General features: G+C 38.8%; 22 protein-coding genes and 1 rRNA gene. 11 read left to right on the top strand and 12 right to left on the bottom strand.

All coding sequences use genetic code 11. The features are described from left to right. Positions 1-19: 19 nt before the first annotated feature. The 4 genes from P6N53_RS08485 to P6N53_RS08470 all read right to left on the bottom strand — a co-directional run bounded on the left by P6N53_RS08485 (position 20) and on the right by P6N53_RS08470 (position 3,353). Positions 20-865: a DegV family protein gene (locus tag P6N53_RS08485; protein ID WP_304542409.1), complete on the bottom strand. Its 846-nt coding sequence runs from the start codon at positions 863-865 to the stop codon at positions 20-22. A 138-nt stretch (positions 866-1,003) separates the two neighbouring features. Then, positions 1,004-1,699, bottom strand: a complete 696-nt coding sequence (locus P6N53_RS08480) for a DUF554 domain-containing protein (protein ID WP_304542408.1) — start codon at positions 1,697-1,699, stop codon at positions 1,004-1,006. A gap of 18 nt (positions 1,700-1,717) precedes the next feature. Next, positions 1,718-2,599, bottom strand: coding sequence for a ParB/RepB/Spo0J family partition protein (locus tag P6N53_RS08475; RefSeq protein WP_304542407.1), 882 nt, complete (start codon positions 2,597-2,599; stop codon positions 1,718-1,720). Then, positions 2,592-3,353: a ParA family protein gene (locus tag P6N53_RS08470; RefSeq protein ID WP_304542406.1), complete on the bottom strand. Its 762-nt coding sequence runs from the start codon at positions 3,351-3,353 to the stop codon at positions 2,592-2,594. The genes P6N53_RS08475 and P6N53_RS08470 overlap by 8 nt, the downstream gene beginning before the upstream one ends. A gap of 473 nt (positions 3,354-3,826) precedes the next feature. Between P6N53_RS08470 and P6N53_RS08465 the strand changes: the two genes are divergently transcribed. Together P6N53_RS08465 and P6N53_RS08460 are read left to right on the top strand one after the other, a co-directional pair. Next, positions 3,827-4,300 (top strand): Lrp/AsnC family transcriptional regulator, encoded by a 474-nt coding sequence (locus tag P6N53_RS08465; protein ID WP_304542508.1) that lies wholly within the window; start codon positions 3,827-3,829, stop codon positions 4,298-4,300. Positions 4,301-4,323: 23 nt separating this feature from the next. Then, entirely contained in the window at positions 4,324-4,929 is a 606-nt protein-coding gene (locus P6N53_RS08460) for a LysE family translocator (RefSeq protein ID WP_304542405.1), read from the top strand. Positions 4,930-4,975: 46 nt separating this feature from the next. On the opposite strand, the gene rsmG is transcribed toward P6N53_RS08460, so the two are convergent. From rsmG to rpmH, 8 genes are all read right to left on the bottom strand, one after another. Beyond that, positions 4,976-5,638 (bottom strand): 16S rRNA (guanine(527)-N(7))-methyltransferase RsmG, encoded by a 663-nt coding sequence (gene rsmG / locus P6N53_RS08455; RefSeq protein ID WP_304542404.1) that lies wholly within the window; start codon positions 5,636-5,638, stop codon positions 4,976-4,978. A gap of 62 nt (positions 5,639-5,700) precedes the next feature. Further along, complete coding sequence (gene mnmG / locus P6N53_RS08450) at positions 5,701-7,590, bottom strand: tRNA uridine-5-carboxymethylaminomethyl(34) synthesis enzyme MnmG (RefSeq protein ID WP_304542403.1); 1,890 nt, start codon at positions 7,588-7,590, stop codon at positions 5,701-5,703. Positions 7,591-7,600: 10 nt separating this feature from the next. Further along, complete coding sequence (gene mnmE / locus P6N53_RS08445) at positions 7,601-8,986, bottom strand: tRNA uridine-5-carboxymethylaminomethyl(34) synthesis GTPase MnmE (RefSeq protein WP_304542402.1); 1,386 nt, start codon at positions 8,984-8,986, stop codon at positions 7,601-7,603. Between the two features lie 101 nt (positions 8,987-9,087). Further along, positions 9,088-9,708, bottom strand: a complete 621-nt coding sequence (gene jag, locus P6N53_RS08440; protein WP_304542401.1) for an RNA-binding cell elongation regulator Jag/EloR — start codon at positions 9,706-9,708, stop codon at positions 9,088-9,090. Then, positions 9,683-10,375 carry a YidC/Oxa1 family membrane protein insertase gene (locus tag P6N53_RS08435; RefSeq protein ID WP_304542400.1) on the bottom strand — a complete coding sequence of 231 codons (693 nt, stop codon included), beginning with the start codon at positions 10,373-10,375 and terminating at the stop codon, positions 9,683-9,685. Before P6N53_RS08435 ends, jag begins: the two co-directional genes overlap by 26 nt. A gap of 32 nt (positions 10,376-10,407) precedes the next feature. Continuing rightward, on the bottom strand, positions 10,408-10,614 hold the full coding sequence (gene yidD, locus P6N53_RS08430) for a membrane protein insertion efficiency factor YidD (RefSeq protein WP_373323024.1): 207 nt from the start codon (positions 10,612-10,614) through the stop codon (positions 10,408-10,410). A gap of 12 nt (positions 10,615-10,626) precedes the next feature. Further along, on the bottom strand, positions 10,627-10,956 hold the full coding sequence (rnpA, locus tag P6N53_RS08425) for a ribonuclease P protein component (RefSeq protein WP_304542399.1): 330 nt from the start codon (positions 10,954-10,956) through the stop codon (positions 10,627-10,629). An 88-nt stretch (positions 10,957-11,044) separates the two neighbouring features. Next, positions 11,045-11,179 (bottom strand): 50S ribosomal protein L34, encoded by a 135-nt coding sequence (rpmH, locus tag P6N53_RS08420; protein WP_077712723.1) that lies wholly within the window; start codon positions 11,177-11,179, stop codon positions 11,045-11,047. Positions 11,180-11,562: 383 nt separating this feature from the next. On the opposite strand from rpmH, the gene dnaA reads away from it, so the two are divergent. From dnaA to P6N53_RS08375, 9 genes are all read left to right on the top strand, one after another. Next, positions 11,563-12,894 carry a chromosomal replication initiator protein DnaA gene (dnaA, locus tag P6N53_RS08415; RefSeq protein WP_304542398.1) on the top strand — a complete coding sequence of 444 codons (1,332 nt, stop codon included), beginning with the start codon at positions 11,563-11,565 and terminating at the stop codon, positions 12,892-12,894. Positions 12,895-13,125: 231 nt separating this feature from the next. Continuing rightward, the gene (gene dnaN, locus P6N53_RS08410; RefSeq protein ID WP_304542397.1) at positions 13,126-14,223 is read left to right on the top strand and encodes a DNA polymerase III subunit beta; all 1,098 of its coding nucleotides are present in this window, start codon (positions 13,126-13,128) and stop codon (positions 14,221-14,223) included. Positions 14,224-14,236: 13 nt separating this feature from the next. Continuing rightward, complete coding sequence (locus P6N53_RS08405) at positions 14,237-14,446, top strand: RNA-binding S4 domain-containing protein (protein ID WP_304542396.1); 210 nt, start codon at positions 14,237-14,239, stop codon at positions 14,444-14,446. Positions 14,447-14,456: 10 nt separating this feature from the next. Then, positions 14,457-15,572 (top strand): DNA replication/repair protein RecF, encoded by a 1,116-nt coding sequence (recF, locus tag P6N53_RS08400; protein WP_304542395.1) that lies wholly within the window; start codon positions 14,457-14,459, stop codon positions 15,570-15,572. Beyond that, entirely contained in the window at positions 15,572-15,832 is a 261-nt protein-coding gene (gene remB / locus P6N53_RS08395) for an extracellular matrix regulator RemB (RefSeq protein ID WP_304542394.1), read from the top strand. The genes recF and remB overlap by 1 nt, the downstream gene beginning before the upstream one ends. Before the next feature lie 175 nt (positions 15,833-16,007). Continuing rightward, entirely contained in the window at positions 16,008-17,918 is a 1,911-nt protein-coding gene (gene gyrB, locus P6N53_RS08390) for a DNA topoisomerase (ATP-hydrolyzing) subunit B (protein WP_304542393.1), read from the top strand. A 116-nt stretch (positions 17,919-18,034) separates the two neighbouring features. Beyond that, entirely contained in the window at positions 18,035-18,970 is a 936-nt protein-coding gene (locus P6N53_RS08385) for a methyltransferase (RefSeq protein WP_304542392.1), read from the top strand. Between the two features lie 128 nt (positions 18,971-19,098). Further along, positions 19,099-21,540, top strand: a complete 2,442-nt coding sequence (gene gyrA / locus P6N53_RS08380; RefSeq protein WP_304542391.1) for a DNA gyrase subunit A — start codon at positions 19,099-19,101, stop codon at positions 21,538-21,540. 505 nt (positions 21,541-22,045) lie between these two features. Further along, positions 22,046-22,407: ribosomal RNA gene (locus P6N53_RS08375) — 16S ribosomal RNA — on the top strand; the annotation flags it as partial.

Below are 22,407 nucleotides of genomic sequence, written 5' to 3'. Positions count from 1 at the left end.
ATACTATGTTTATTAGCCTTTATAGCTTTCTAATACATAATCCAATTAGGCCTGGCCCTGTATGGACACCTATCACCGGGCCCACCTGTCCTATAAATTTATCTTCTATATTAGCTAGATTATTTATCTTTTCAAATATTTCCTTGGCTTCTCCTACAGCACCTCCATGCATTACTGCAACATCAGCTTTGTTCTGTCCAATTTTATCAACGGCAATCTGCACTAGACGTTGGAGAGATTTTTTTCTTCCCCTGACTCTCTCAAAGGTGAAATATTTACCCTCTTCATTGATTGATATAATTGGCTTTATTTGCATAATTTCACCTATAGTACCGGCAACATAACCAATTCTGCCGCCTTTTTTTAGATATTCTAAGGTTGATAAAACAAAGTAGACTTCCATGGACCCAATGGATTCTTTTGCTTTATTTAAAGTAGCTTCAAAACTTAAGGTTTCCTTATAGGTTTTAGCAGCCTCCAATACCGGTATTCCCAGGCCAAGGGATAAAGCCCTGGAGTCTAAAACTTCAATTACGATATCGTTAAATTCTCTAGCAGTAGTTAATACTGCGTTGTATGTTCCACTAAGACCACTGGAAATATGCATGGAAAGTATATGTGTATACCCTTCCTGTCGTAGGCCATTAAACATCTCCCAGATATGAGCAGGAGATGGCAGTGATGTACAGGGTATTTCGCCAGGCATTCTGTCATATACCTGCTGGGGGGTAATTTCTACTCTATCCAAGAACTCTTCGTGCTCATATATAACCTTAAGGGGCAAAACCCTAATACCATATTCCCTTAGTATTTCAATCTCCAGATCACAGGTACTGTCCGTAACTATAGCTACCTTATCCGCCATCTTTAAACCACCTTAATTAAATTTATAGAAAATTACATATATTCAACATGACAATATTCGACCCTCAACCCACAAATCCTTTTGTGCTTTCACTAAGAGTACTCTTTATCTATAAAAAAAGCGGAACCTAAGTTCCGATTAAATTCCAATATTTAATTTTGTCCAAAGCCAAGCTAAGAAAATCGCTACTCCGATTGCAGGAAGTAAATTACCTACTTTAAAGGTACGAATTCCCAAAATATTACTGGCTATACCTACAATAAGTAACCCTCCGGTGGCGGTCATTTCATTAATCATAGAGGGGGTTAGAAAATTTTTTAGTCCACTGGCCATTAATGTTATGGACCCTTGATACAAAAATACCGGTATTGCAGAGAACGCTACTCCAAAACCCATGGTTGTGGTAAATATAACTGCGGAAGTACCGTCCAGCAGGGATTTTGCATATAGGGTGGTGGCATTACCCGTTAAGCCATCCTCAATGGCTCCCATAATCGCCATGGCTCCAACGCAATAAATCAAACTTGTTGTTACAAAGGCTTTGGATACTTCACCATTTTGTCCTCCAACCTTCTTCTCTAGAAAACTCCCGGCCCTGGCTAACCACCCTTCAATATTAAGAATTTCCCCAATAATCCCTCCTATAACCAGGCTAAGGATTACTATTAATTCATTTTCTGTTTTAAAGGCCATTTTAAAACCAATTAAAGCTACTGCCAGTCCAATACCACTCATAACGGTATTATTCACTGATTGACTTATCCCTTTTCTAAACAGTAAACCTATTGCTGTACCTAATAAAATAGCCACAGCGTTTACTATAGTACCCGTCATCTTTATCCCTCGCGTCTATTAAGCCATAATTTTTTCCTCTGCTATAAGCAATTCAATGATTCTGTTTAAGTCTAGATCGTCGTAATAATCAATTTCTATTTTTCCACCCCGGGATTTATTCTTTATTTGAACCTTTGTGCCAAGAACACCCCTTAATTGGTCTTCTAGTTCAACTATTTCCGGGTTTCTAGGACGTGGCTTTTTCTCAGACTTAGCCCTTTGCTCTACTTTTTCAAGCATGTTTTTTACTATTTCTTCCACCTGACGAACCGAGAGCTGTTTTTTTATTGTCGTATTTGACAAATCTATTTGCTCTTGTCGTGTCTCTAGGGCCAGCAGGGCTCTGGCATGGCCTACAGACAATTCACCCGTATTTAAAAACATCTTAATTTCATTGGGCAGGGATAGTAACCTTAGCATGTTACTTATTTGTGGTCTGCTTTTTCCTACCCTTTGGGAGACTTGGTCTTGGGTTAGCTGAAATTCGTCCATTAGCCTGCGATAGGCCGTGGCCTCTTCCAGGGGATTTAAATTTTCCCTTTGTAGGTTCTCTATCAGGGCAATGGCCGCTGACTGAAGTTCACCATATTCCCTAATTACAGCGGGTATATATTCAAAATTTAATTGCTGACACGCCCGCCAGCGCCTTTCTCCGGCAATCAGCTCATATACACCGCCAGGTTGAGATCTGACAACTACAGGTTGCACAACCCCGTACTCTTTGATAGATTCAACTAGCTCCTGTAATTTTTCTGGGTCTATCCTTAAACGAGGTTGTTTTGGGTTTGGTCTAATATCCTTTACCTTAATCTCCTTAAGGATTCCCTGATTGGCAGGTTCTTCTGTAACAACAGGCATGAGGGCCTGCAAACCTTTTCCTAAACCTCTTTTTTTAGTCAATACCCATCACTTCCTTGGCAAGTTCTTGATATGCTTCCGAGCCTTTAGATTTTGGATCATATATTACCACCGGAATCCCATGACTTGGTGCTTCACTTAAGCGAACATTTCTAGGAATTATATTTTTAAAAACCTTGGTCCCAAATACCTTTTTAACTTCATCCACAACCTGAATAGAAAGATTTAACCTGGCATCAAACATTGTAAGTAAAACACCCTCTATTTTAAGGCCTTGATTAAGGTGTTTTTGAACTAGCTGCACAGTATTCATCAATTGTCCTACACCTTCCAGGGCGTAAAATTCACACTGAATTGGGATTAGTAAAGAATCCGCTGCAGAAAGGGCATTCAAAGTTAATAATCCCAAGGATGGCGGACAATCAATAATAATGTACTGGTAGCGGTTTTTTAACTCACTCATGGCACCCTTGAGAATTTGCTCTCTGGCAAGCAACGAAACCATTTCAACCTCCGCCCCAGCCAGCTGGATAGTTGATGGAATAATATCCAAGTTTCTGATGCCCGAAGGGATTATCACTTCATCGACATTTAATTCGTTAATTAATACATCGTAAATACAACGATCCAAGGCAGATTTATCCACCCCAAGACCACTTGTCGCATTGCCCTGGGGGTCTAAATCAACCAATAAGACAGGTTGTCCCATCAGGGCAAGGCAGGTCCCGAGATTGACCGCTGTCGTGGTCTTGGCTACTCCACCTTTTTGGTTAGCAATTGCTATTATTTTCCCCAAATGAACACCCCCGAGTTTCCTTATATCATACACCTATTCAACAAAGGAACTTATTCTTCCTTCTAATTAATCAATTGAAAGGCTATTAATGTTTCACGTGAAACATTCAAATTGTTTAAAACCTACCTATATTCAGTTTTTAATAATCCCTCACGACTCCTATCTCCGCAGTGGACAGCACCAATCCCTTGCTTATGCGAAAATGGGCAGCCTTCGAGTAAACATCGTGTTTACCTCAGGCTTACCCGGATGTCCATGTCCGAATAAGCTTTTTCTCACCCTCAGTTTCCCGAAGCGCTGCATCCACTACTACGAATGTAGCTGTTCGGGATTCTTAAAATCCAGTAGTATCTTTTTAAACAGGCTAAATGTTTCACGTGAAACATTAATATTTTTAAAGTATCTATAAATATTAACTTTTTTATGATATATTCTTTATATATTATTGTATGTGAGGTGGTTTTCTTTTGAATATGAAGAATTTTAATCTAAATTCCTTAGATTATAAATTAATTAATATATTAATGGATAATGGTCGTGTAACCTGGTCCGAATTAGGTGATTCCCTTGGTTTATCGGCACCAGCTGCTGCTGAAAGGGTACGGCGCTTGGAGGATAAGGGGATTATAAAGGGTTATTCTGCAATAGTAGACCCTGAACTTTTGAGTTTTGAAATTGTTGCTTTTATTAGCGTGACCCTAGATCGTCCAGAAAACAGACATGGGTTTTTAGAAAACATCTTAAAGGTTAAGGAAATTCAAGAATGTCATCATGTGGCTGGTGAAGAGGACTACCTTTTGAAAGTACGCTGCACTAAAATCAAAAGCCTCGAAAGATTAATTAGTGAAGTTTTAAAAGAAATTCCCGGTGTGGGTAAAACAAAAACTACCATAGTTTTATCTTCGAAAAAAGAGACATTAAAAATACCAATACCATCTTCTAAATAAAGATATGCTTGGGGGAATAAGAGTTGGAGGTTCCTTATTTTTTTCGGGGGTTATTAATAGGTTTATCAATTGCTGCTCCCGTGGGTCCAATTGGCTTGTTGTGCGTTAACAGGTCTCTGTCGGGCGGATGGTTGCGTGGCTTTATATCAGGTATTGGTGCAGCCTGTGCTGATGCAATATATGGGTGCATTGGTGGTTTTGGGCTAACAGCAATTACTAGTTTTTTAACTAGTAATAAATACTGGTTGCAGACCTTTGGCGGCATGTTTTTATTATACTTGGGAGTTAATGCATATAAAACTGCACCTGTTAAGCAAAATAATATTGGGCATACAGGAAGCTTAGTTTCTTCATTCTTATCTGTATTTGCCCTTACTCTTTCTAATCCTATGACTATCTTAGGATTTACCGCTATTTTTGCAGCCTTTGGACTAGGCAATGGGGGAGACATCTTTTCTACACTGCAACTGGTATTAGGAGTTTTTATTGGTTCCGCCCTATGGTGGTTGTTTTTAAGTAGTCTAGCTGCCTATTTTAAGGATAGACTAAATGATAAAAAATTGGAGCTGATTAATAAAATTGCCGGTATCATTATAATATTTTTCGGACTTTTAGCTATTCTTACTTAAATTAATAATGTTTCACGTGAAACATTAAACCCGGCCTAAGCCGGGTTTATAATATTGGTTTTTTCCCAGGAACCCCAGCCTTCCTGGGAAAGTCCTTGGAAATTTGTTTAATTTTTTTAATAATGATTATGCTGCGACCATCTCCCATACCTGGTAAATTTAGGCTGTTGATTACTTCTAATCTACCACCAAGTATTTCAATAGCCTTGCCAGCCTCTTTAACTTCATTATCTATTTCTGGACCCTTTTGAGATATAAAATAACCTCCTGGCTTAACAAAGGGCAGACAATATTCAGTCAGTACCGATAGCTTTGCTACCGCCCTTGAAATTGCATAATCATATTTTTCTCTAAATTGTGGTTCTCTCCCAAAGTCTTCAGCTCTCCCATGGATAGCCTTAATATTTTCTAGTCCCAATATATCTGCAGTTTCATTTAAAAAATTAACCCTTTTTCCTAGGGAATCTAATAATGTAATCTTTAAATCCGGTCTCATTATTTTTAGAGGTATCCCTGGAAAGCCTGCCCCTGTTCCAATATCCATTATTGTTGAATTATTAGCTAGATCAATAAATGTCAGGCAGGTTAATGAATCTATAAAATGCTTTATTGCCACATCCTTAACTTCAGTAATGGCGGTTAAGTTGAATTTATTATTTCCTTCAATTAATAAATAATAGTATTTATTAAAAGACTCAAGTTGGTCCATGGTAAATTTTATCCCAATTTCATTTCCAGCCTTTATTAATACATCCTTAAGCTCCGTTATTTTTATTCACCCCCGGATGTTTTTCTCCTTTGCTGCTCTAACCAAATTAACAATACCGATATGTCTGCAGGACTTACACCTGAAATTCTAGAGGCCTGTCCTATGGATGTTGGTAAAAACTTAGCTAGTTTCTGTGCGGCTTCCGCTGAAAGCCCCTTAATTTCATTATAATTAATATCTTCACTTAATATTCTGCCCTCTAATTTTTCAAATCTTTCAACCTGGGCCAGTTGCTTTTTTATATAACCTTCATACTTAATTTCAACTTCTACTTCTTCGATAATTTCATCCTGTAATGGTGTAAAATCTAATGATAATTGTCTCAAATCCTTAATGCCTACCTCTGGCCTTCTGACTAGATTAATGGCAGGGGTAGGTTGACTTAATTCACTTGAATCAAGTTTTATTAATAGATTAGCTGTCTCTTCATTATTAGGAATAGTTAAGCTTTTTAATCTTTCAATTTCCTTATTTATTAGATCCCATTTTATATTATACTTTTTATACCTTTCCTCAGTCACTAAACCTATTTTATAGCCTAATTCAGTAAGTCTGTGATCCGCATTATCCTGGCGCAGCAGTAAACGATACTCGGCCCTTGCTGTCATTAAACGGTATGGCTCATTAGTCCCTTTTGTTACCAGGTCATCAATAAGCACTCCAATATATGCTTCAGATCTTTTTAGGGTAAACGGCTCCTTGCCCTTTACCTGTAAGGCAGCATTAATACCAGCAATTATCCCTTGAGCTGCTGCTTCCTCATAGCCAGAGGTGCCGTTTATTTGGCCGGCTGTATATAGACCTTTAATTTGCTTACACTCGAGACTTGGTTTTAACTGAGTTGGCACTACATAATCATACTCAATGGCATAACCTGGCCTCATTATCTCAACATTTTCTAGACCCGGAATGGACCTAAGCATTAATAACTGTACATCTGGTGGAAGACTTGTAGACATACCTTGCACATACATTTCATATGTATCTAAACCCTCTGGCTCTATAAATATCTGGTGCTGTAGTTTGTCAGCAAAGCGAACTACTTTGTCTTCAATGGAAGGGCAGTATCTCGGCCCAATACCTTCAATGATACCGGCATAGAGTGGGGATCTATGTAGGTTATCCCTGATAATTTGGTGAGTGGTTTCATTGGTATAGGTAAGCCAGCAGGGTACCTGATCCCTTTGCTTTACTGGAGATATAAAAGAAAAATTATGTACCCTTTGATCTCCTGGCTGAATAGTCATTTTAGAAAAGTCAACACTTCTTTGATCTACCCTAGCGGGTGTTCCTGTTTTAAATCTACCCAGCTCTAAGCCTAGCTTTCTCAGACTATCACTTAAATTAACCGCTGGAAATTGGCTATTAGGACCCCCTGGATAATGAACTGAACCAATTATTATTCGTCCCTTTAGGTAGGTACCTGTGGTTACTATAATAGCCTTTGCAGTGAATATAGCTCCTATCTGAGTTACTACACCCGTTACCTTTTCCTGCTCAACAATAATCTCTTCCACCAGCAGTTGCTTAATATCTAAATTTATCTGACTCTCAAGGGTTTTCTTCATTAAATTTTGGTACTTTAACTTATCTGCTTGGGCCCTTAGGGCATGAACAGCCGGACCTTTACCAGTATTGAGCATCCTCATCTGTATAGCTGTGAGATCAGTATTTAACCCCATTTGCCCACCCAAGGCGTCTATTTCCTTGACTAGGTGAGATTTCGCCGGTCCACCTACAGCTGGATTACACGGCATAAGTGCCACGTTATCTAGGTTCAAGGTCAGAACCAGAGTTTTACATCCCATTCTTGCTGCTGCTAAGGCAGCCTCACAGCCTGCATGACCTGCACCCACTATAATTACGTCATAATCTCCGGCATGATAACCCATTAAAAACACCTCATTTACCAATACAAAAATCTGCAAATATCCTATCTATCAAGTCTTCAGTAACATTATTTCCGGTAATTTCACCTAGTATTTCCCATGCTGATTTAATATCTATGGATACTAGATCTGGTGGAATCCCGTCCCTTATACCTTTTAAAACTTCACTTAGGTGAAAAGCAGCCCTTTCAAGGGCATGTTTATGCCTGGTATTAGAAACTAATATATTATCGGCAGCTGTAACCTTTCCTTCCAATACAAGCTCTAATATTGTCTGTTCCAGTTTATCTAGACCAATTTCATTTTTCGCTGATATTTCCAAGACAGGATTTCCATCTATAATTTTCTGAATTTCCTCTGCAGTAACTTTCCTTGCTTCTAAATCTATTTTATTTATTAAGAATATTGTTTTTTTACCCTTTATCAGCTTGATGATATTCTTATCTTCCTCTGATATACCTGTGATGGCATCAACTACCATTAATATTAATTCAGCCTGATCTAAAAACTTCCTTGTTCTCTCCACACCCAATTGCTCTACAAGGTCTTGGGTTTCCCTTAGACCAGCAGTATCCATTATTTTTAATGGCACACCCCTGATGTTTAATACCTCTTCGATAACGTCACGGGTGGTACCGGGAATATCTGTTACAATGGCCCTTTGCTCCTTAAGTAATGCATTTAGCAAAGAGGATTTACCTACATTCGGCTTTCCTACAATAATTGTCTGCAGACCTTCCCGATATATTTTTCCTGATTCAGCACTTTCCAATATTTTATTAATTTCATTTATTAATTCTGCAGTACATAGCGACATTTCATCCAGTGTTGCTTCCGGTAGATCATCTTCTGGGAAATCAATTATAGCTTCAATTTTTGCCAATTGACCTAAAACATCACTTTGCAATGCAGAGACCCTTTTGGATAGTTTGCCGCCCAATTGAGATATGGCAATTTTAGCACCAGCTTCAGTCTTAGACCTGATTAAATCTATAATAGATTCAGCCTGAGCCAGGTCTAAGCGTCCATTAATAAAAGCTCTTTTACTGAATTCTCCTGCTTCTGCAAATCTTGCCCCCTGGTTAAGTACTGTTTTTAGCACCCTATTTAAAGGTACAATACCACCATGACAACTTATTTCCACCACATCTTCTGCTGTAAAGCTTTTAGGACCTCTCATAATTGAAAGAATTACTTCATCAATTACTTCATCTGATTCCGGGTCAATTATGTGTCCATAGACAAGTTTATAATTGTCTTTTTTAAACCAATCAGTATTTTTTTTTGGTCTAAATACTATCATCCCTATTGCTATAGCCTCTGAGCCACTTATTCTGATTATACCAATACTGCCTTCACCAGGTGGTGTAGCTATGGCTACAATAGTATCATCTAACACCCAGGAAAACCCCCCGAAAAAATTTATAATATTTATTTACCCATAAGGTTTACAAAAACCCAGCAACCTATGTTGCTGGGTTTTATTCTTGTTTTGACTTTTTATTTCTTTGGAGATATAACGATCTTTCTAAAGGGCTCTTCACCTTCACTGAAAGTGTATATATCATCCCTTCCCTGAAGGGCTGTATGAATTATCCTTCTCTCTTGGGAGTTCATAGGCTCTAAAACTACACTTCTGCCACGCTGTCTTGCTTTATCTGCTAACCTTGTAGCAAGTTTTTGTAAAGTTTCTTCCCTACGCTGACGATAACCTTCAACGTCCAATACAACCTTGCGTCTTTGTTCCTGATTCTTATTTACTGCAAGATTAACAAGATATTGCAGAGAATCAAGGGTTTCTCCGCGTCTTCCAATCAAAACTCCTAAATCGGGACCTTCCATATTAACCACAAGGAGTTGTTCCTGATCCTGTACTTTAACATCCACTGGTATATCCATGGCCTTAAATATACTGCGTAATAATCTATCTGCCCGATCAGCTGGATTATCCTTTAATGTTACTCTAACTTTGGCAGGACGTGTTCCTATTAATCCAAATAATCCCTTTGAGGGTTCTTCTAATACCTCAATAATTACTTCATCCCTCAAAACACCGAATTCCTGAAGACCTAATTCTACGGCCTCATCTATGGTCTTACCGACCTTTTCTACTACCTTCAACTTCGGCTACCCCCTCTTTAAGGTGCAGGGTGTCTTTATTAATAAACCACTGTTGAATAGCACCCACAACATTAAATACTACCCAGTATAAAGCTAAACCTGCGGGTACGGTGCTGGCAATCCAACCAATTAATACAGGCATGGTATACAGCATTGTTCTTTGTGTCTGATCCTGTGCGTTAGTAGTCAGTTTAGATTGCATATAGGTTGTGACTGCCGCTAATATTGGCAGAAGATAATAAGGATCCCTTTGACTTAGTGACTCTACCCAGAAAAAGTGAGCATGCTCTGGATTTAAAAAGGGAAAATCAAATAATGCCCGATAAAGTGCAATTAAAATAGGCATCTGAACTAATAATGGCAGACAGCCAGCCATAGGATTAACATTATGCTGCTTGTACAACTCCATTATAAGCTGCTGCATTTTCTGAGGATCTTTGGTTTTATACTTCTCCTGAATTGCCTTAATTTCAGGTGCCAGTTTTTGCATCATTACCATTGACTGCATTTGTTTTTTAGAAAGGGGATATAAGGCTACTTTAATAATAACTGTAAGTATTACAATTGCTAAAGCATAGCTCGGAAGGCCTATACTCACTGTTAGGCTATAAAGCCAGTTCATTAAAGCAGTCATTCCATTTACAATGGAGTGAAACCAATCAAACAAAACATTTACCTCCTTAAAAGCCTAACAAACATTTATATAGGATCATATCCTCCTGGATGGAAGGGATGACACTTTGCCAATCTTTTGACAGTTAGCCAGGCACCCTTAACCACTCCGTACTTTTCAAATGCTTGAATAGAGTATTGAGAACAAGTAGGATAAAATCGACAAGTGCGAGGCTTTAGAGGAGAAATAAACCTTTGATAACAACGAAGGCAAAATATTATAGCCTGTCGCACTATATCCCTCTCCTAATCACCTAATCTACCCAGTACATGCCACACATGTTTTTCCAACTGGTTATATTCCTGATCACATGATGATTGTCTTACAATAAAAATGAAATCATGTCCATCGGGAAAACGATTTAAATTAAGTCGACAAATTTCTTTCAGTATTCTTCTTAATCGATTACGGCAAACTGCTTTACCCACCTTTTTACTTATTGAATAGCCAAACCGACGCTCTGATCCCCCATTGGGAAGTTTATATAGAACGAGATACCGATTGGCAGCAGATTTACCTCTAGTATAAACCTTTTTAAACTCGGAATTTTTCTTTAACGGAATAAAAATAGCCATAATTATTTCCTAATTTAGGTTTTTATGTGTAGCTTAACCAAAGAAAATCCTAGATATACAAATTAGGAAAGGCCACAAATAAGCGGCCTTAAGCTGATAAACGTTTTCTACCTTTTAAGCGTCTTCTTTTTAGAACGTTTCGGCCGGATTTAGTAGACATCCGCTTTAAAAAACCATGTACTTTTTGGTGCCTGCGTTTTTTTGGTTGGTATGTTCGCTTCAAACTATGTACACCCCCTTCAACGAATATAGGTATATCTAAATATCTGGAAATAACTAGACAGTCACTGAAGATTATATTAAAATTCCCGTCCATAGTCAAGATATAAAGGTTTTTGAAATATAAGTGTTCTCTGGGTATTCATAACAAATGTGGATAATTAAATAGCTGTTGATAACATCTGGGACTTTTGGTATTATTGTTTTACACCTGTGGATAATTTTTGTTATCCTATCTTTTGCACAGATTGTGGATAAAACTGTGAACAACTTTGTTAATTAATTAAATTCTATTAAGAAATATACAAACCAGCTTAATTTTTCCCTTATTTTCCTAAATTAAGGGATTTTTTAGGTACAATCATTGCCAGGGGGTTTTATTTTTAGATGCAAAACGATATACAAGTCAGATGGGATCAAGTATTAAATCTACTTGAGAAACAAGTAAATAAACATTCATTTGATACATGGCTGGCTAAATGCAAACCGGTAGCCTTTTATGACAATACAGTAATATTCGAAGTCCCGGATCATTTTTCAAAAAGCTGGCTTGCAGATCGTTATGCACCCATAATAAAACAAGCCTATGAAGCAATTATGCATCAGGATGTTTCTCTTCAATTTATATTAGCAGGGCAAGAACCGGATCAACCAAGTAAACCGAAGGAAAAATCTAATAATGAAGAAAGTTATTTAAATATTTTAAATCCCAGATATACCTTTGATACCTTTGTAATAGGTAACAGCAATAGATTTGCCCATGCTGCATCCCTTGCTGTGGCTGAATCTCCGGCAAAGGCCTATAACCCCCTATTTATATACGGTGGTGTTGGTCTGGGTAAAACTCACCTTATGCATGCCATTGGACATTATATTTTAGAAAATAACTTAGGTCTAAAGGTAGCCTATGTAACCTCGGAAAAATTTACCAATGAGCTAATTAATTCTATTAGGGATGACCAAACCGTTGAATTCCGTAATAAATACCGCAGTATGGATATCCTATTAATAGATGATATTCAATTCCTTGAAAAGAAGGAACGAACCCAGGAAGAGTTTTTCCATACCTTTAATACCCTTCATGAGGCAAATAAGCAGATTATTATCTCCAGTGACCGTCCTCCTAAGGAGATTGCAACATTAGAGGACAGGCTACGTTCTAGGTTTGAATGGGGTCTTATAACTGATATTCAATCACCTGACTATGAAACCAGGGTAGCTATTTTAAGGAAAAAAGCCCAGTTGGAGGGCTTGAAAAACATATCTGATGAGACCATTGCTTTTATCGCAGATAAAATTCACTCAAACATACGTGAATTAGAAGGAGCACTAATCAGGGTAACTGCCTTTTCTTCCTTGGAACAGAGAGAAGCAAGCCCCCAACTGGCTGCTGAAATCTTAAAAGATGTCATTTCACCAAGTAAACCAAAAATTATTAACGTACCACTTATTATGCAAACAGTTGCTGATTTTTACGGCCTGCGTATCGAAGATCTTAAGGCAAAAAAGCGTACCAGATCAGTAGCCTTTCCTCGTCAGGTAGCAATGTATTTAACCAGAGAGCTTACTGATTTATCACTACCCAAAATAGGTGATGAATTTGGCGGCAGAGATCATACTACTGTATTACATGCTTGCGATAAGATATTAGGTGATGCATCAGGTGATCCGGTACTTCAAGAAACCATTAAAGAACTTAGGAAACGTATCAGTGAATAGTGTGAATTAGTTATTCAAAAACCTGTTTATACTGTGGATTAACCGAAAGGGCTATTTTTTCCCTTTTTTGCCTGTTGATAATTATCCTAAAGTTTCTCCACAGTTTCTTTACAACGTAATCTTAGTAATCACACAGGGTTGAGGCATATTTGCACACATTAACAGCCCTTATTACTACTACTAGCTAAAAAAATAACAATAAATAATAAAATAAACTAACGGAGAAAGACTATGAAAATAATCTGTACCCGTCAAAATCTTGTCCAGGGTGTATCGACTTCCCAAAGGGGTGTATCTGCTAAAAGTCCCATGCCAATTCTTTCCGGCATCCTGCTTTCAGCAAAGGGCAATACCTTGACTTTGGAAGCTACTGACCTGGAAATGGGTATCCAATGTACAATTCCTTGCAATGTTCAAGAAGAAGGATCTATTGTTTTACCTGCAAAATATTTTGGCGAGATTGTAAGAAGACTCCCCGATAGTCCCATACAAATTGAATCCGCCGAAGGAGAAAATGCAATCATCCACTACGGACAGTCAGAAATAGCCATTAATGGTTTTAGTGCCGATGAATTTCCTGTGTTCTCTAACCCCCAGGGTAATACTTCCTTCACTATGCCCGAGGAGGAACTAAAGGAGTATTTAAGACAGGTTCTTTTTGCTACGTCATCAGATGAAAATAGGCCGGTATTTACTGGCATACTGCTGGAAATATCAAATGGCATTCTTAGACTAGTAGCCACCGACACACATCGACTAGCCCTTAGGGAAGAAAATTTATCTAATGATTTAGAGGACATTAGTGTTATAATTCCCGGGAAGGCTTTAAACGAACTTTCCAGGGTAATAGGTGATCCAGACAAAAATATAACCATATCCATTGGAGATAATCAGGTTATCTTCATAATGGAGGACACTAAGCTCATATCTAGGTTGATTGAAGGCCAGTTTCCCAACTATCGTCAGGTAATTCCTCAAGGCTACAAAACAAGAATTAAATTAAAAACAAAGGAATTTTTTGAGTCGGTGGAAAGGGCTTCACTGTTGGCTAGGGTTGGTACTCAGGTTGTACGCCTGGCCATCGAAGAAGATAAGGTAATTATCTCTGCTAATACAGAAGTAGGACGTATTCACGAAGAGGTGCCTTGTTATCTTTCTGGAGAAACAATGCAAATAGCCTTTAATGCCTTATATCTCATCGACGCCCTGAGATCCATTGGTGGGGAAAGTATACATATTGATATGTCTGGACCTCTAAGTCCAGGAATTTTGCGTACCGTTGATAGTGCCAATTATCTTTCACTGGTGTTACCAGTTCGAACAAGCTGAGGAGTGATTCCCAATGGAGAAAATAAAGGTAGACAGTGAAATTCGTCTGGATCAATTTTTAAAATGGGCCAATGTGACCGGATCTGGTGGCCAGGGAAAGATGATGGTTCAAACAGGTATGGTAAAGGTCAATGGAAAAATAGAAAGCAAACGCGGCAGATTATTAAAGCCCAATGACACTGTGGAAGTAGAAGGGGCCGGTAGTTTTCTTGTTGTGATGTGAAGGTGATAGCTTGCAAATTGGCAGTATATCCCTTAATAACTTTCGAAACTATAAAAATGTTTGTTTTACTCCACACCAGGGTATCAATATAATTACCGGGGCTAATGCCCAGGGAAAAACAAACCTAATAGAATCCATTTACTTTTGTTTACGAGGAAGATCCTTCAGAGCTGAAAAAGATAGGGATATAATCAATTGGCAAGGGGAAAACACCTCTATTAACGCTGAAGTTAAAGTTTTAACTAGAAATCTGGCAATTCAGTGGTTAGCCAATGCAAAGAATAAAAAGTTAAAAATTAATGGCAATGACTCTCCCCGTTCTGATTTGGATTATTTTGGTGTAGTATTGTTTTGTCCTGAAGATATGTATTTAGTTAAAGGGTCACCCCAGGAAAGAAGAAGGTTTCTCGACTATGAAGTAGGTCCCTTAAATCCTCACTATAGTCAGGCCTGGAGAAAATATGCCAAAGTTTTATCACAGAGGAACAGCCTTTTAAAAGAGATAAGGGATAGACGTTCGTCCCAGGATATGTTAGAACTATGGGACCAGCAGCTATTTAAATATGGCGCTAAAATAATCTATTTGAGACTGCAAATTCTAACTAAATTGATACCTATAGCCAGAAATATTCACCAGGGAATAACAAGTGGTTCCGAGGAATTACAGGCTAAATATCTGTCATCCCTGGTATTAGAGCCTGGACTAAAGGAAGAGCAGATTTATCAAATATTTGCTTCTGCCTCAAAAAAAATAAGAAGTACCGAGATAAATCGTTGCCAGACCATACTAGGTCCTCACAGGGATGATTTATCCCTATCAATCAACGGAATCGAAGCTAAAACCTTTGGTTCACAGGGTCAACAAAGATCGGTAACCTTGTCCTTAAAGCTATCTCAATTGGAATTGTGGTTTAAGGAATTTGGTTATTATCCAATCCTCTTATTGGATGATGTGCTGTTTGAGTTAGATCAGAAAAGACAAACTATGCTCCTGGAAAGGGTACAAAATAAAGTTCAGACCTTTATTACCACCTGCTTTACAGGTGGCATTGAAGAATTTTACAAGGGAGCAGGTGCCATCTGGCAAGTAAGTTCAGGAAACTTAACCCTTAAGGAGGAAATATAATGTTTTTGCACCTAGGCGGCGATGTTGTGGTGTTAAAAAAAGACGTCATTGCTATCCTTGATTCCAGAACCAAGCAATCTGTAATTACCAGGGAATTTATAGAAGTTGCTAAGGATGAAGGATTCATTCAGCCCATATCCAATGCAGAGAAGGAGAAATCCTTTGTTATTACCAACAAGGAGATTTTTATCTCTCCCATTTCCTGCACAACCCTTAAAAAGAGATCAGATAATATACTGGAAAGCCAGGAAGATGAATAAAATTATTTATTAAGTAATCGCCTTAAAGGAGGCGATTTATATTTTTAAGTCAAAAAATATGATAATATTGTTATAAATTGTAAAAATAACCCATATTGCTCATGAACAGTCCTTGAGTGGGGAATACTATTCATGGTATAATATGGAGTCAATGTGAATAGATGGAGGTCAAAGGATGGACCAACAGGTTAACAAATACAGTGCGGATCAAATTCAGGTGCTTGAGGGATTAGAAGCCGTTAGACGGCGTCCTGGCATGTACATAGGTAGTACAAGTTCCAGGGGACTCCATCATCTGGTCTATGAGGTTGTTGACAATAGTATTGATGAGGCATTAGCTGGATATTGTGACCGTATTGAAGTTTTTATCCATCAGGACAACTCCATAACCGTTGAAGATAATGGACGTGGTATTCCTGTTGACCTGCATCCAAAGGTGGGCAAACCGGCGGTTGAAGTTGTTTTAACCATGTTGCACGCCGGTGGTAAATTTGGTGGAGGCGGATATAAGGTTTCCGGTGGTTTGCATGGCGTGGGTGTTTCCGTTGTAAATGCCCTTTCCAAAGAATTAACTGTAGAAATTAAAAGAAATGGCAAAGTGTATCAACAGAGATATTCTCGGGGATTACCGGTTTCTGAACTTGAGGTTATAGGTAAGAGCAGTACAACAGGTACTAAAATTACCTTTGCTCCCGATGAGGAGATTTTTGAGGAACTTATCTATAGTTCCGAGGTACTAATTCATCGTTTAAGGGAACTGGCCTATTTAAATAAAGGTGTAAAAATAGTGCTAAAGGATCTTAGAAAGGATCCTGTATTAGAGCAAGTATTTCAATTTGATGGTGGAATCAAAGATTTTGTTAAACACCTGAATAGAAATAAACAGGTTTTGCATCCAAAGCCTATTTATATAACGGGGGAAAAAGAGCAAATAATAGTGGAGCTGGCTATTCAATATAACGATAGTTATGTTGAAAACATGCTTTCATACGCGAATAATATTCATACAACCGAAGGTGGAACCCATGAAGTAGGCCTAAAGACTGCCTTAACCAGGGTTGTTAATGACTATGGTAGAAGCCACAATATCTTGAAAAATAATGATCAAAACCTTTCAGGGGAAGATATCAGGGAAGGTGCTATAATTGTTGTAAGTGTAAAGGTACCGGAACCTCAGTTTGAGGGGCAAACTAAAACAAAGCTAGGTAATAGTGAAGTAAGGGGTATAGTGGACTCGGTACTTTCAGAGAGATTAACCATCTTCCTAGAGGAAAATCCCTCGGTGGCCAAGAAAATTATTGAAAAGGGTATTACCGCTGCCAGGGCCAGGGAAGCAGCCAGAAAAGCTAGGGAGCTAACCAGGAGAAAAAGTGCATTAGAGACTATGGCCTTACCTGGAAAGTTAGCAGACTGCTCCGAAAAGGATCCCAGCCAATGTGAATTATATCTGGTGGAAGGTGATTCTGCGGGAGGTTCGGCTAAACAGGGAAGAGATAGACGTTTTCAGGCCATACTCCCCTTAAGGGGTAAAATTATAAATGTGGAAAAAGCCCGTATGGATAAAATCCTGGCCAATGAAGAAATTAGGGCAATGATTACAGCCATGGGCTGCGGTATTGGAGAAGACTTTGATATTAGTAAAGCTCGTTACCATAAGCTAATCATTATGACCGATGCTGATGTTGACGGAGCCCATATCCGTACCCTATTAATGACCTTTTTCTATCGGCATATGAAGGAATTGATTAAAGCGGGATATGTTTATGTGGCACAACCCCCCCTATTTAGGGTAAGAAAAGGTAAGCATGACAGCTATGTTTATAGTGAACATGAGTTAGAGGAGCTTTTAAAGAGAATTGGTTATGACCATGTCAATATACAAAGGTATAAGGGCCTAGGGGAAATGAATCCTGAGCAACTGTGGGAAACAACCATGGATCCTGATACCAGAACAGTTTTACAGGTAACTTTAGAGGATGCCATTGAGGCCGATGCTACTTTCTCTATGTTGATGGGAGACAGGGTAGAGCCAAGAAGGGATTTCATTCACGAAAATGCACAGTATGTAAGAAATCTGGATATTTAGAGTCAAACCGGAGTCTACACTCCGGTTTGATTATGGAATTGTAGAATATAAATGTGGTTGTCAAAATATATTTTGCCAGCAGGTTATTTACTGTATTAAATTTTAGGAGGGTTTCTATGCCAAATTTAGTTAACCCTATGGTTCCGCAGGAATTACTTGTTGTGGGTGCAGCGATGCAGTCAGGTATTTTTGATCAACTTCATGAAAGTAATTACACCATTGACGAATTAGCAATTAAGCTTTCTTTAGACTTTCGTGCCCTCTGGACCGTCATTGAAGCCTTAACAGCCCTGGGTTATGTTAATGAATCAGAGGGACGGCTGTATCTGACTGCTGAGACCGAGGATTTATTTTACAATGAAAATAGTAAAAATTATGTGGGTCATGCTATAATTCATACCTTTAATGTCATTAAGTCCTGGACTAGAATACCTGAGATTTTAAAAACTGGTATTCCCCCAGAAAGGGAGCGTACTAAGCAAGATATTAAAGGGTTTATGGCTGCCATGAAAAAGAATGCTAAAGAAGTTGCAGAGGAAATCGTGGGCTTATGCCTGAAGAATATGCCTTCATCCCCTTCGGTTTTGGATTTAGGTGGTGGTCCTTTAAATTATGCTAGGCCCTTTGCTAAGGCCGGAGCGATTGTGACCGTACAAGATATATCTGATGTATGTGCTGTTATGGAGCCTACCCTGGAACCGGGAGAAAAAATTAGCTTTGTTGCAAAAGATTTTACTGAAGGTGTGACAACTGGTGACTTTGATTTAGCCTTTTTAGGCAATATATGCCACATATATGGGGAAGACGAAAATATTGAGTTATTTAAAGGGGTAAAAAAGGCTCTAAATAGCTCTGGACGGATTGCCATCCTTGATTTAGTGAGGGGGGTCAATCCCCGGGCTGAATTATTTGGAGTAAATATGTTAGTAAATACTAAGACAGGTGGAACCTGGACATTGGAGCAGTATACTGAATGGTTGCATAAAGCAGGGTTTACTGATGTCCAGATGCATACAATTACTGGAAGGCAGATCATTTTAGCCAGTATTTAATTAAATAGCAAATATTTGCGATAAAGGTCTGATTTTGTTATAATTTATTTGGCAAAACTTGTAATATAGGCTTTTTGTCATATTGGCCAAGCCTTTTACTGTTTAATATTTTTCCGGAGGTATAGGACATGGTTTCCTTTTCTGGTAAGGTTATCCCTTTGGATATTAATAGCGAAATGAGAAACTCCTACTTGGATTATGCCATGAGTGTAATTGTAGGACGTGCTTTACCGGATGTTAGGGATGGCCTTAAACCGGTACATCGGAGAATTCTTTATTCTGTTCATGAATTAGGATTAACTCCCGACAAGGCTTATAGAAAAAGTGCCGGTATCGTTGGTAAGGTGATGCAGGATTTTCACCCCCATGGTGATGCTGCTATCTATGATGCAATGGTTAGGCTTGCCCAAGATTTCTCCAGTAGGTATCCTTTGATTCAAGGTCACGGTAACTTTGGTTCTGTAGACGGGGATCCACCTGCGGCGATGCGTTATACCGAGGCCCGTATGGCTAAGATTACCATGGAAATGCTGGCCGATATTGAAAAAGAAACCGTTGATTTTGTTCCTAACTATGATAGCAGAACTCAAGAACCATCTATATTACCAGCTAAAATTCCCAATCTGTTAATTAATGGATCCTCAGGCATTGCAGTGGGTATGGCAACAAATATACCGCCCCATAATTTAGGTGAAGTTGTCGATGGTGTATTAATGATGATTGATAACCCTAATACAACAGCCGATGATTTGATGAAAATTATTAAAGGCCCTGATTTTCCAACAGGTGCTAAAATTATGGGCCGCGAAGGTATTAAATCTGCCTACAGAACAGGCAGAGGTTCTATAAAAATGAGGGCCCAGGCTACCATCGAAACCAAGCAAAATGGTCGCCAGGTTATTATAGTCAATGAAATACCCTATCAGGTTAATAAAGCAAAACTAATTGAAAAGATTGCCGAGTTGGTAAGGGATAAAAAGATAGAAGGTATTTCGGATCTGCGGGATGAATCAGACCGCAGGGGTATGAGGATTGTAATTGAACTTAAGAAGGACGCTAACCCAAATGTTATTTTAAATCTTTTATATAAGCATACCCAAATGCAAGAAAGCTTTGGAGTTATTATGCTCGCCCTGGTTAATAATCAGCCAAAGGTTTTAAATCTCCCCCAGGTAATTTTTTATTATCTTGAACATCAAAAGGATGTAATTACCCGCAGGACAAGATATGAACTTAAAAAAGCCGAGGCCCGGGCCCATATTGTTGAAGGTTTAAGGATAGCTCTGGCTAACCTGGACGAGGTAATAAAAATTATCCGGGAATCAAGAAATACCGATGAGGCTAAAAAAGGCCTTGTAAATAACTTTGAATTAACGGAAATTCAAGCAGAAGCCATTGTTGAAATGCGCCTGCGCAGTTTAACTGGTCTGGAAGTTGAAAAACTGGAGAAGGAATATAAGGAACTGCTGGCCAAGATAGATTATTTACGTTCAGTCCTTGCAGATGAGAAAAAAGTTCTTGGCATCATAAGGGAAGAACTATCTGAGGTTAAGAAAAAATTTGCAGATCCCAGGCGGACAATTATTAGTAATGAGCAGGCTGGAGACTTTGACATTGAAGATCTCATAGATGAGGAAGATATGGTAGTTACCATTACTAACCAAGGGTATATTAAGAGGATATCTCTGGATACCTATCGCAGTCAAAAGCGTGGTGGTAAAGGAATCACTGCTATGGGTACAAAGCAAGAGGATTTTGTGAAGCATCTCTTTGTAGCTTCTACCCATCATTATTTATTGTTCTTCACAAATAAGGGCAAAGTATATCGATTAAAGGTTCATGAAGCACCTGAGGCCGGACGCACAGCTAAAGGCACACCATTAATTAATTTGCTTTATATAAGTAATGGCGAATATGTAACTACGGTAATTCCCGTTAAGGAATTTATTGAGGATACCTTCTTAGTGATGGCTACAAAGCAAGGTATAATTAAAAAGACCGCCCTTAACGAGTATGACACTTCCCGCAGGGATGGTCTCATTGCCATTAACTTAGATGAGGAAGATGAATTGGTGGCTGTAGAGTTAACTAAGGGGCAGGAAGAGGTAATTCTTAGCACCAAGGACGGCATGGCCATTCGTTTTTCTGAGAAGGATGTAAGGGCTATGGGGAGAACCGCCAGGGGGGTTAAGGGAATAACCCTGGATGGTGATGATACGGTAGTCAATATGGACGTAGCCAGAGAAGGGGCCGATCTTTTAGTGGTCACTGCCAACGGCTATGGGAAAAGAACTCCCTTAGATGAATATCGCGTACAAAGCAGGGGCGGTAAAGGATTAATTAATATAAAGACCTCTAAGAGAAACGGATCTGTGGTTGGAGTTCTGGTGGTAAGGGATGATGATGAGATTATGATGATAAGTGCCGAAGGAATTATCATCCGCATTAGTGCAAAGGATGTTTCTACCATAGGTAGGAACACCCAGGGAGTTACATTAATGAGAATGAGCGAAAAGGATCACATAGTAGCCACCGCTAGGGTAGTAAGCGAAGAAAATACCGAAGAATAAAAGCAAAAGAAGGTTGTTCATACGGAACAGCCTCCTTTTTTTATTTTAATTACATATCCTTAAATTCAGATATTGACACTGTAAAATGATTATGATATATTAATTTACGCCGCTAAGACATATTATTAAATAGTAATTAAGTTTTATGCGGAATGTTATCTGCTTGAAGGGTGACGTAATTACAAGAATTTAGTTATTGACCTTGCAAAAAGATAATGTTATGATAAAAAAGTGTCGCGCTTGCGACAGCTAAACTTACCAAAAAATTGCACTTGAAACATAGTGGTGGACATGGTAAGATGTAATTCCTGGCCGAGAGGACAGGCGGTCTTTGAAAACTAAACAGTAGATGATGAATGCAACTTGGTTTAGTCATAAGTCGAGGTAACTCGAGACTGTGACAACCACAAATGAATTCTCGTCAAGCGTTATATACAAACGCTAGCAAGTAATTCCTAAACAAGTAAAAGAAGAGCTAATCAACTCTTTAAATATTGCAAGATATTTAATGGAGAGTTTGATCCTGGCTCAGGACGAACGCTGGCGGCGTGCTTAACACATGCAAGTCGAACGGAGTTTAAGTTGAAACCTAGTGATACTTAAACTTAGTGGCGGACGGGTGAGTAACGCGTGGATAACCTGCCTGATAGCCCGGGATAACAGCTGGAAACGGCTGCTAATACCGGATACGCTAATTGGAATGCATGTTCTAATTAGGAAAGATTAATCACTATCAGATGGATCCGCGTCCCATTAGCTAGTTGGTGGTGTAACGGACCACCAAGGCGACGATGGGTAGCCGGCCTGAGAGGGCGAACGGCCACACTGGGACTGAGACACGGCCCAGACTCCTACGGGAGGCAGCAG

Origin of the sequence: Desulforamulus aquiferis (genome assembly GCF_030577015.1) — a bacterium.
Taxonomy (GTDB): Bacteria; Bacillota; Desulfotomaculia; order Desulfotomaculales; family Desulfotomaculaceae; genus Desulfotomaculum; species Desulfotomaculum aquiferis.
The sequence above is the reverse complement of the archived record's forward strand: the minus strand, read 5'-3'. Positions and strand labels throughout refer to the sequence as shown.

Excerpts from the sequence above, each read along its gene's own strand:
- gyrA (WP_304542391.1), top strand. The coding sequence starts at position 19,099 with ATGGTTTCCTTTTCTGGTAAGGTTATCCCTTTGGATATTAATAGCGAA.
- remB (WP_304542394.1), top strand. The coding sequence starts at position 15,572 with ATGTTTTTGCACCTAGGCGGCGATGTTGTGGTGTTAAAAAAAGACGTC.
- gyrB (WP_304542393.1), top strand. The coding sequence starts at position 16,008 with ATGGACCAACAGGTTAACAAATACAGTGCGGATCAAATTCAGGTGCTT.
- rnpA (WP_304542399.1), bottom strand. The coding sequence starts at position 10,956 with ATGGCTATTTTTATTCCGTTAAAGAAAAATTCCGAGTTTAAAAAGGTT.
- P6N53_RS08480 (WP_304542408.1), bottom strand. The coding sequence starts at position 1,699 with ATGACGGGTACTATAGTAAACGCTGTGGCTATTTTATTAGGTACAGCA.
- P6N53_RS08465 (WP_304542508.1), top strand. The coding sequence starts at position 3,827 with ATGAAGAATTTTAATCTAAATTCCTTAGATTATAAATTAATTAATATA.
- P6N53_RS08405 (WP_304542396.1), top strand. The coding sequence starts at position 14,237 with ATGGAGAAAATAAAGGTAGACAGTGAAATTCGTCTGGATCAATTTTTA.
- dnaA (WP_304542398.1), top strand. The coding sequence starts at position 11,563 with ATGCAAAACGATATACAAGTCAGATGGGATCAAGTATTAAATCTACTT.
- P6N53_RS08485 (WP_304542409.1), bottom strand. The coding sequence starts at position 865 with ATGGCGGATAAGGTAGCTATAGTTACGGACAGTACCTGTGATCTGGAG.
- dnaN (WP_304542397.1), top strand. The coding sequence starts at position 13,126 with ATGAAAATAATCTGTACCCGTCAAAATCTTGTCCAGGGTGTATCGACT.
- rsmG (WP_304542404.1), bottom strand. The coding sequence starts at position 5,638 with ATGGACCAACTTGAGTCTTTTAATAAATACTATTATTTATTAATTGAA.
- P6N53_RS08385 (WP_304542392.1), top strand. The coding sequence starts at position 18,035 with ATGCCAAATTTAGTTAACCCTATGGTTCCGCAGGAATTACTTGTTGTG.
- mnmG (WP_304542403.1), bottom strand. The coding sequence starts at position 7,590 with ATGGGTTATCATGCCGGAGATTATGACGTAATTATAGTGGGTGCAGGT.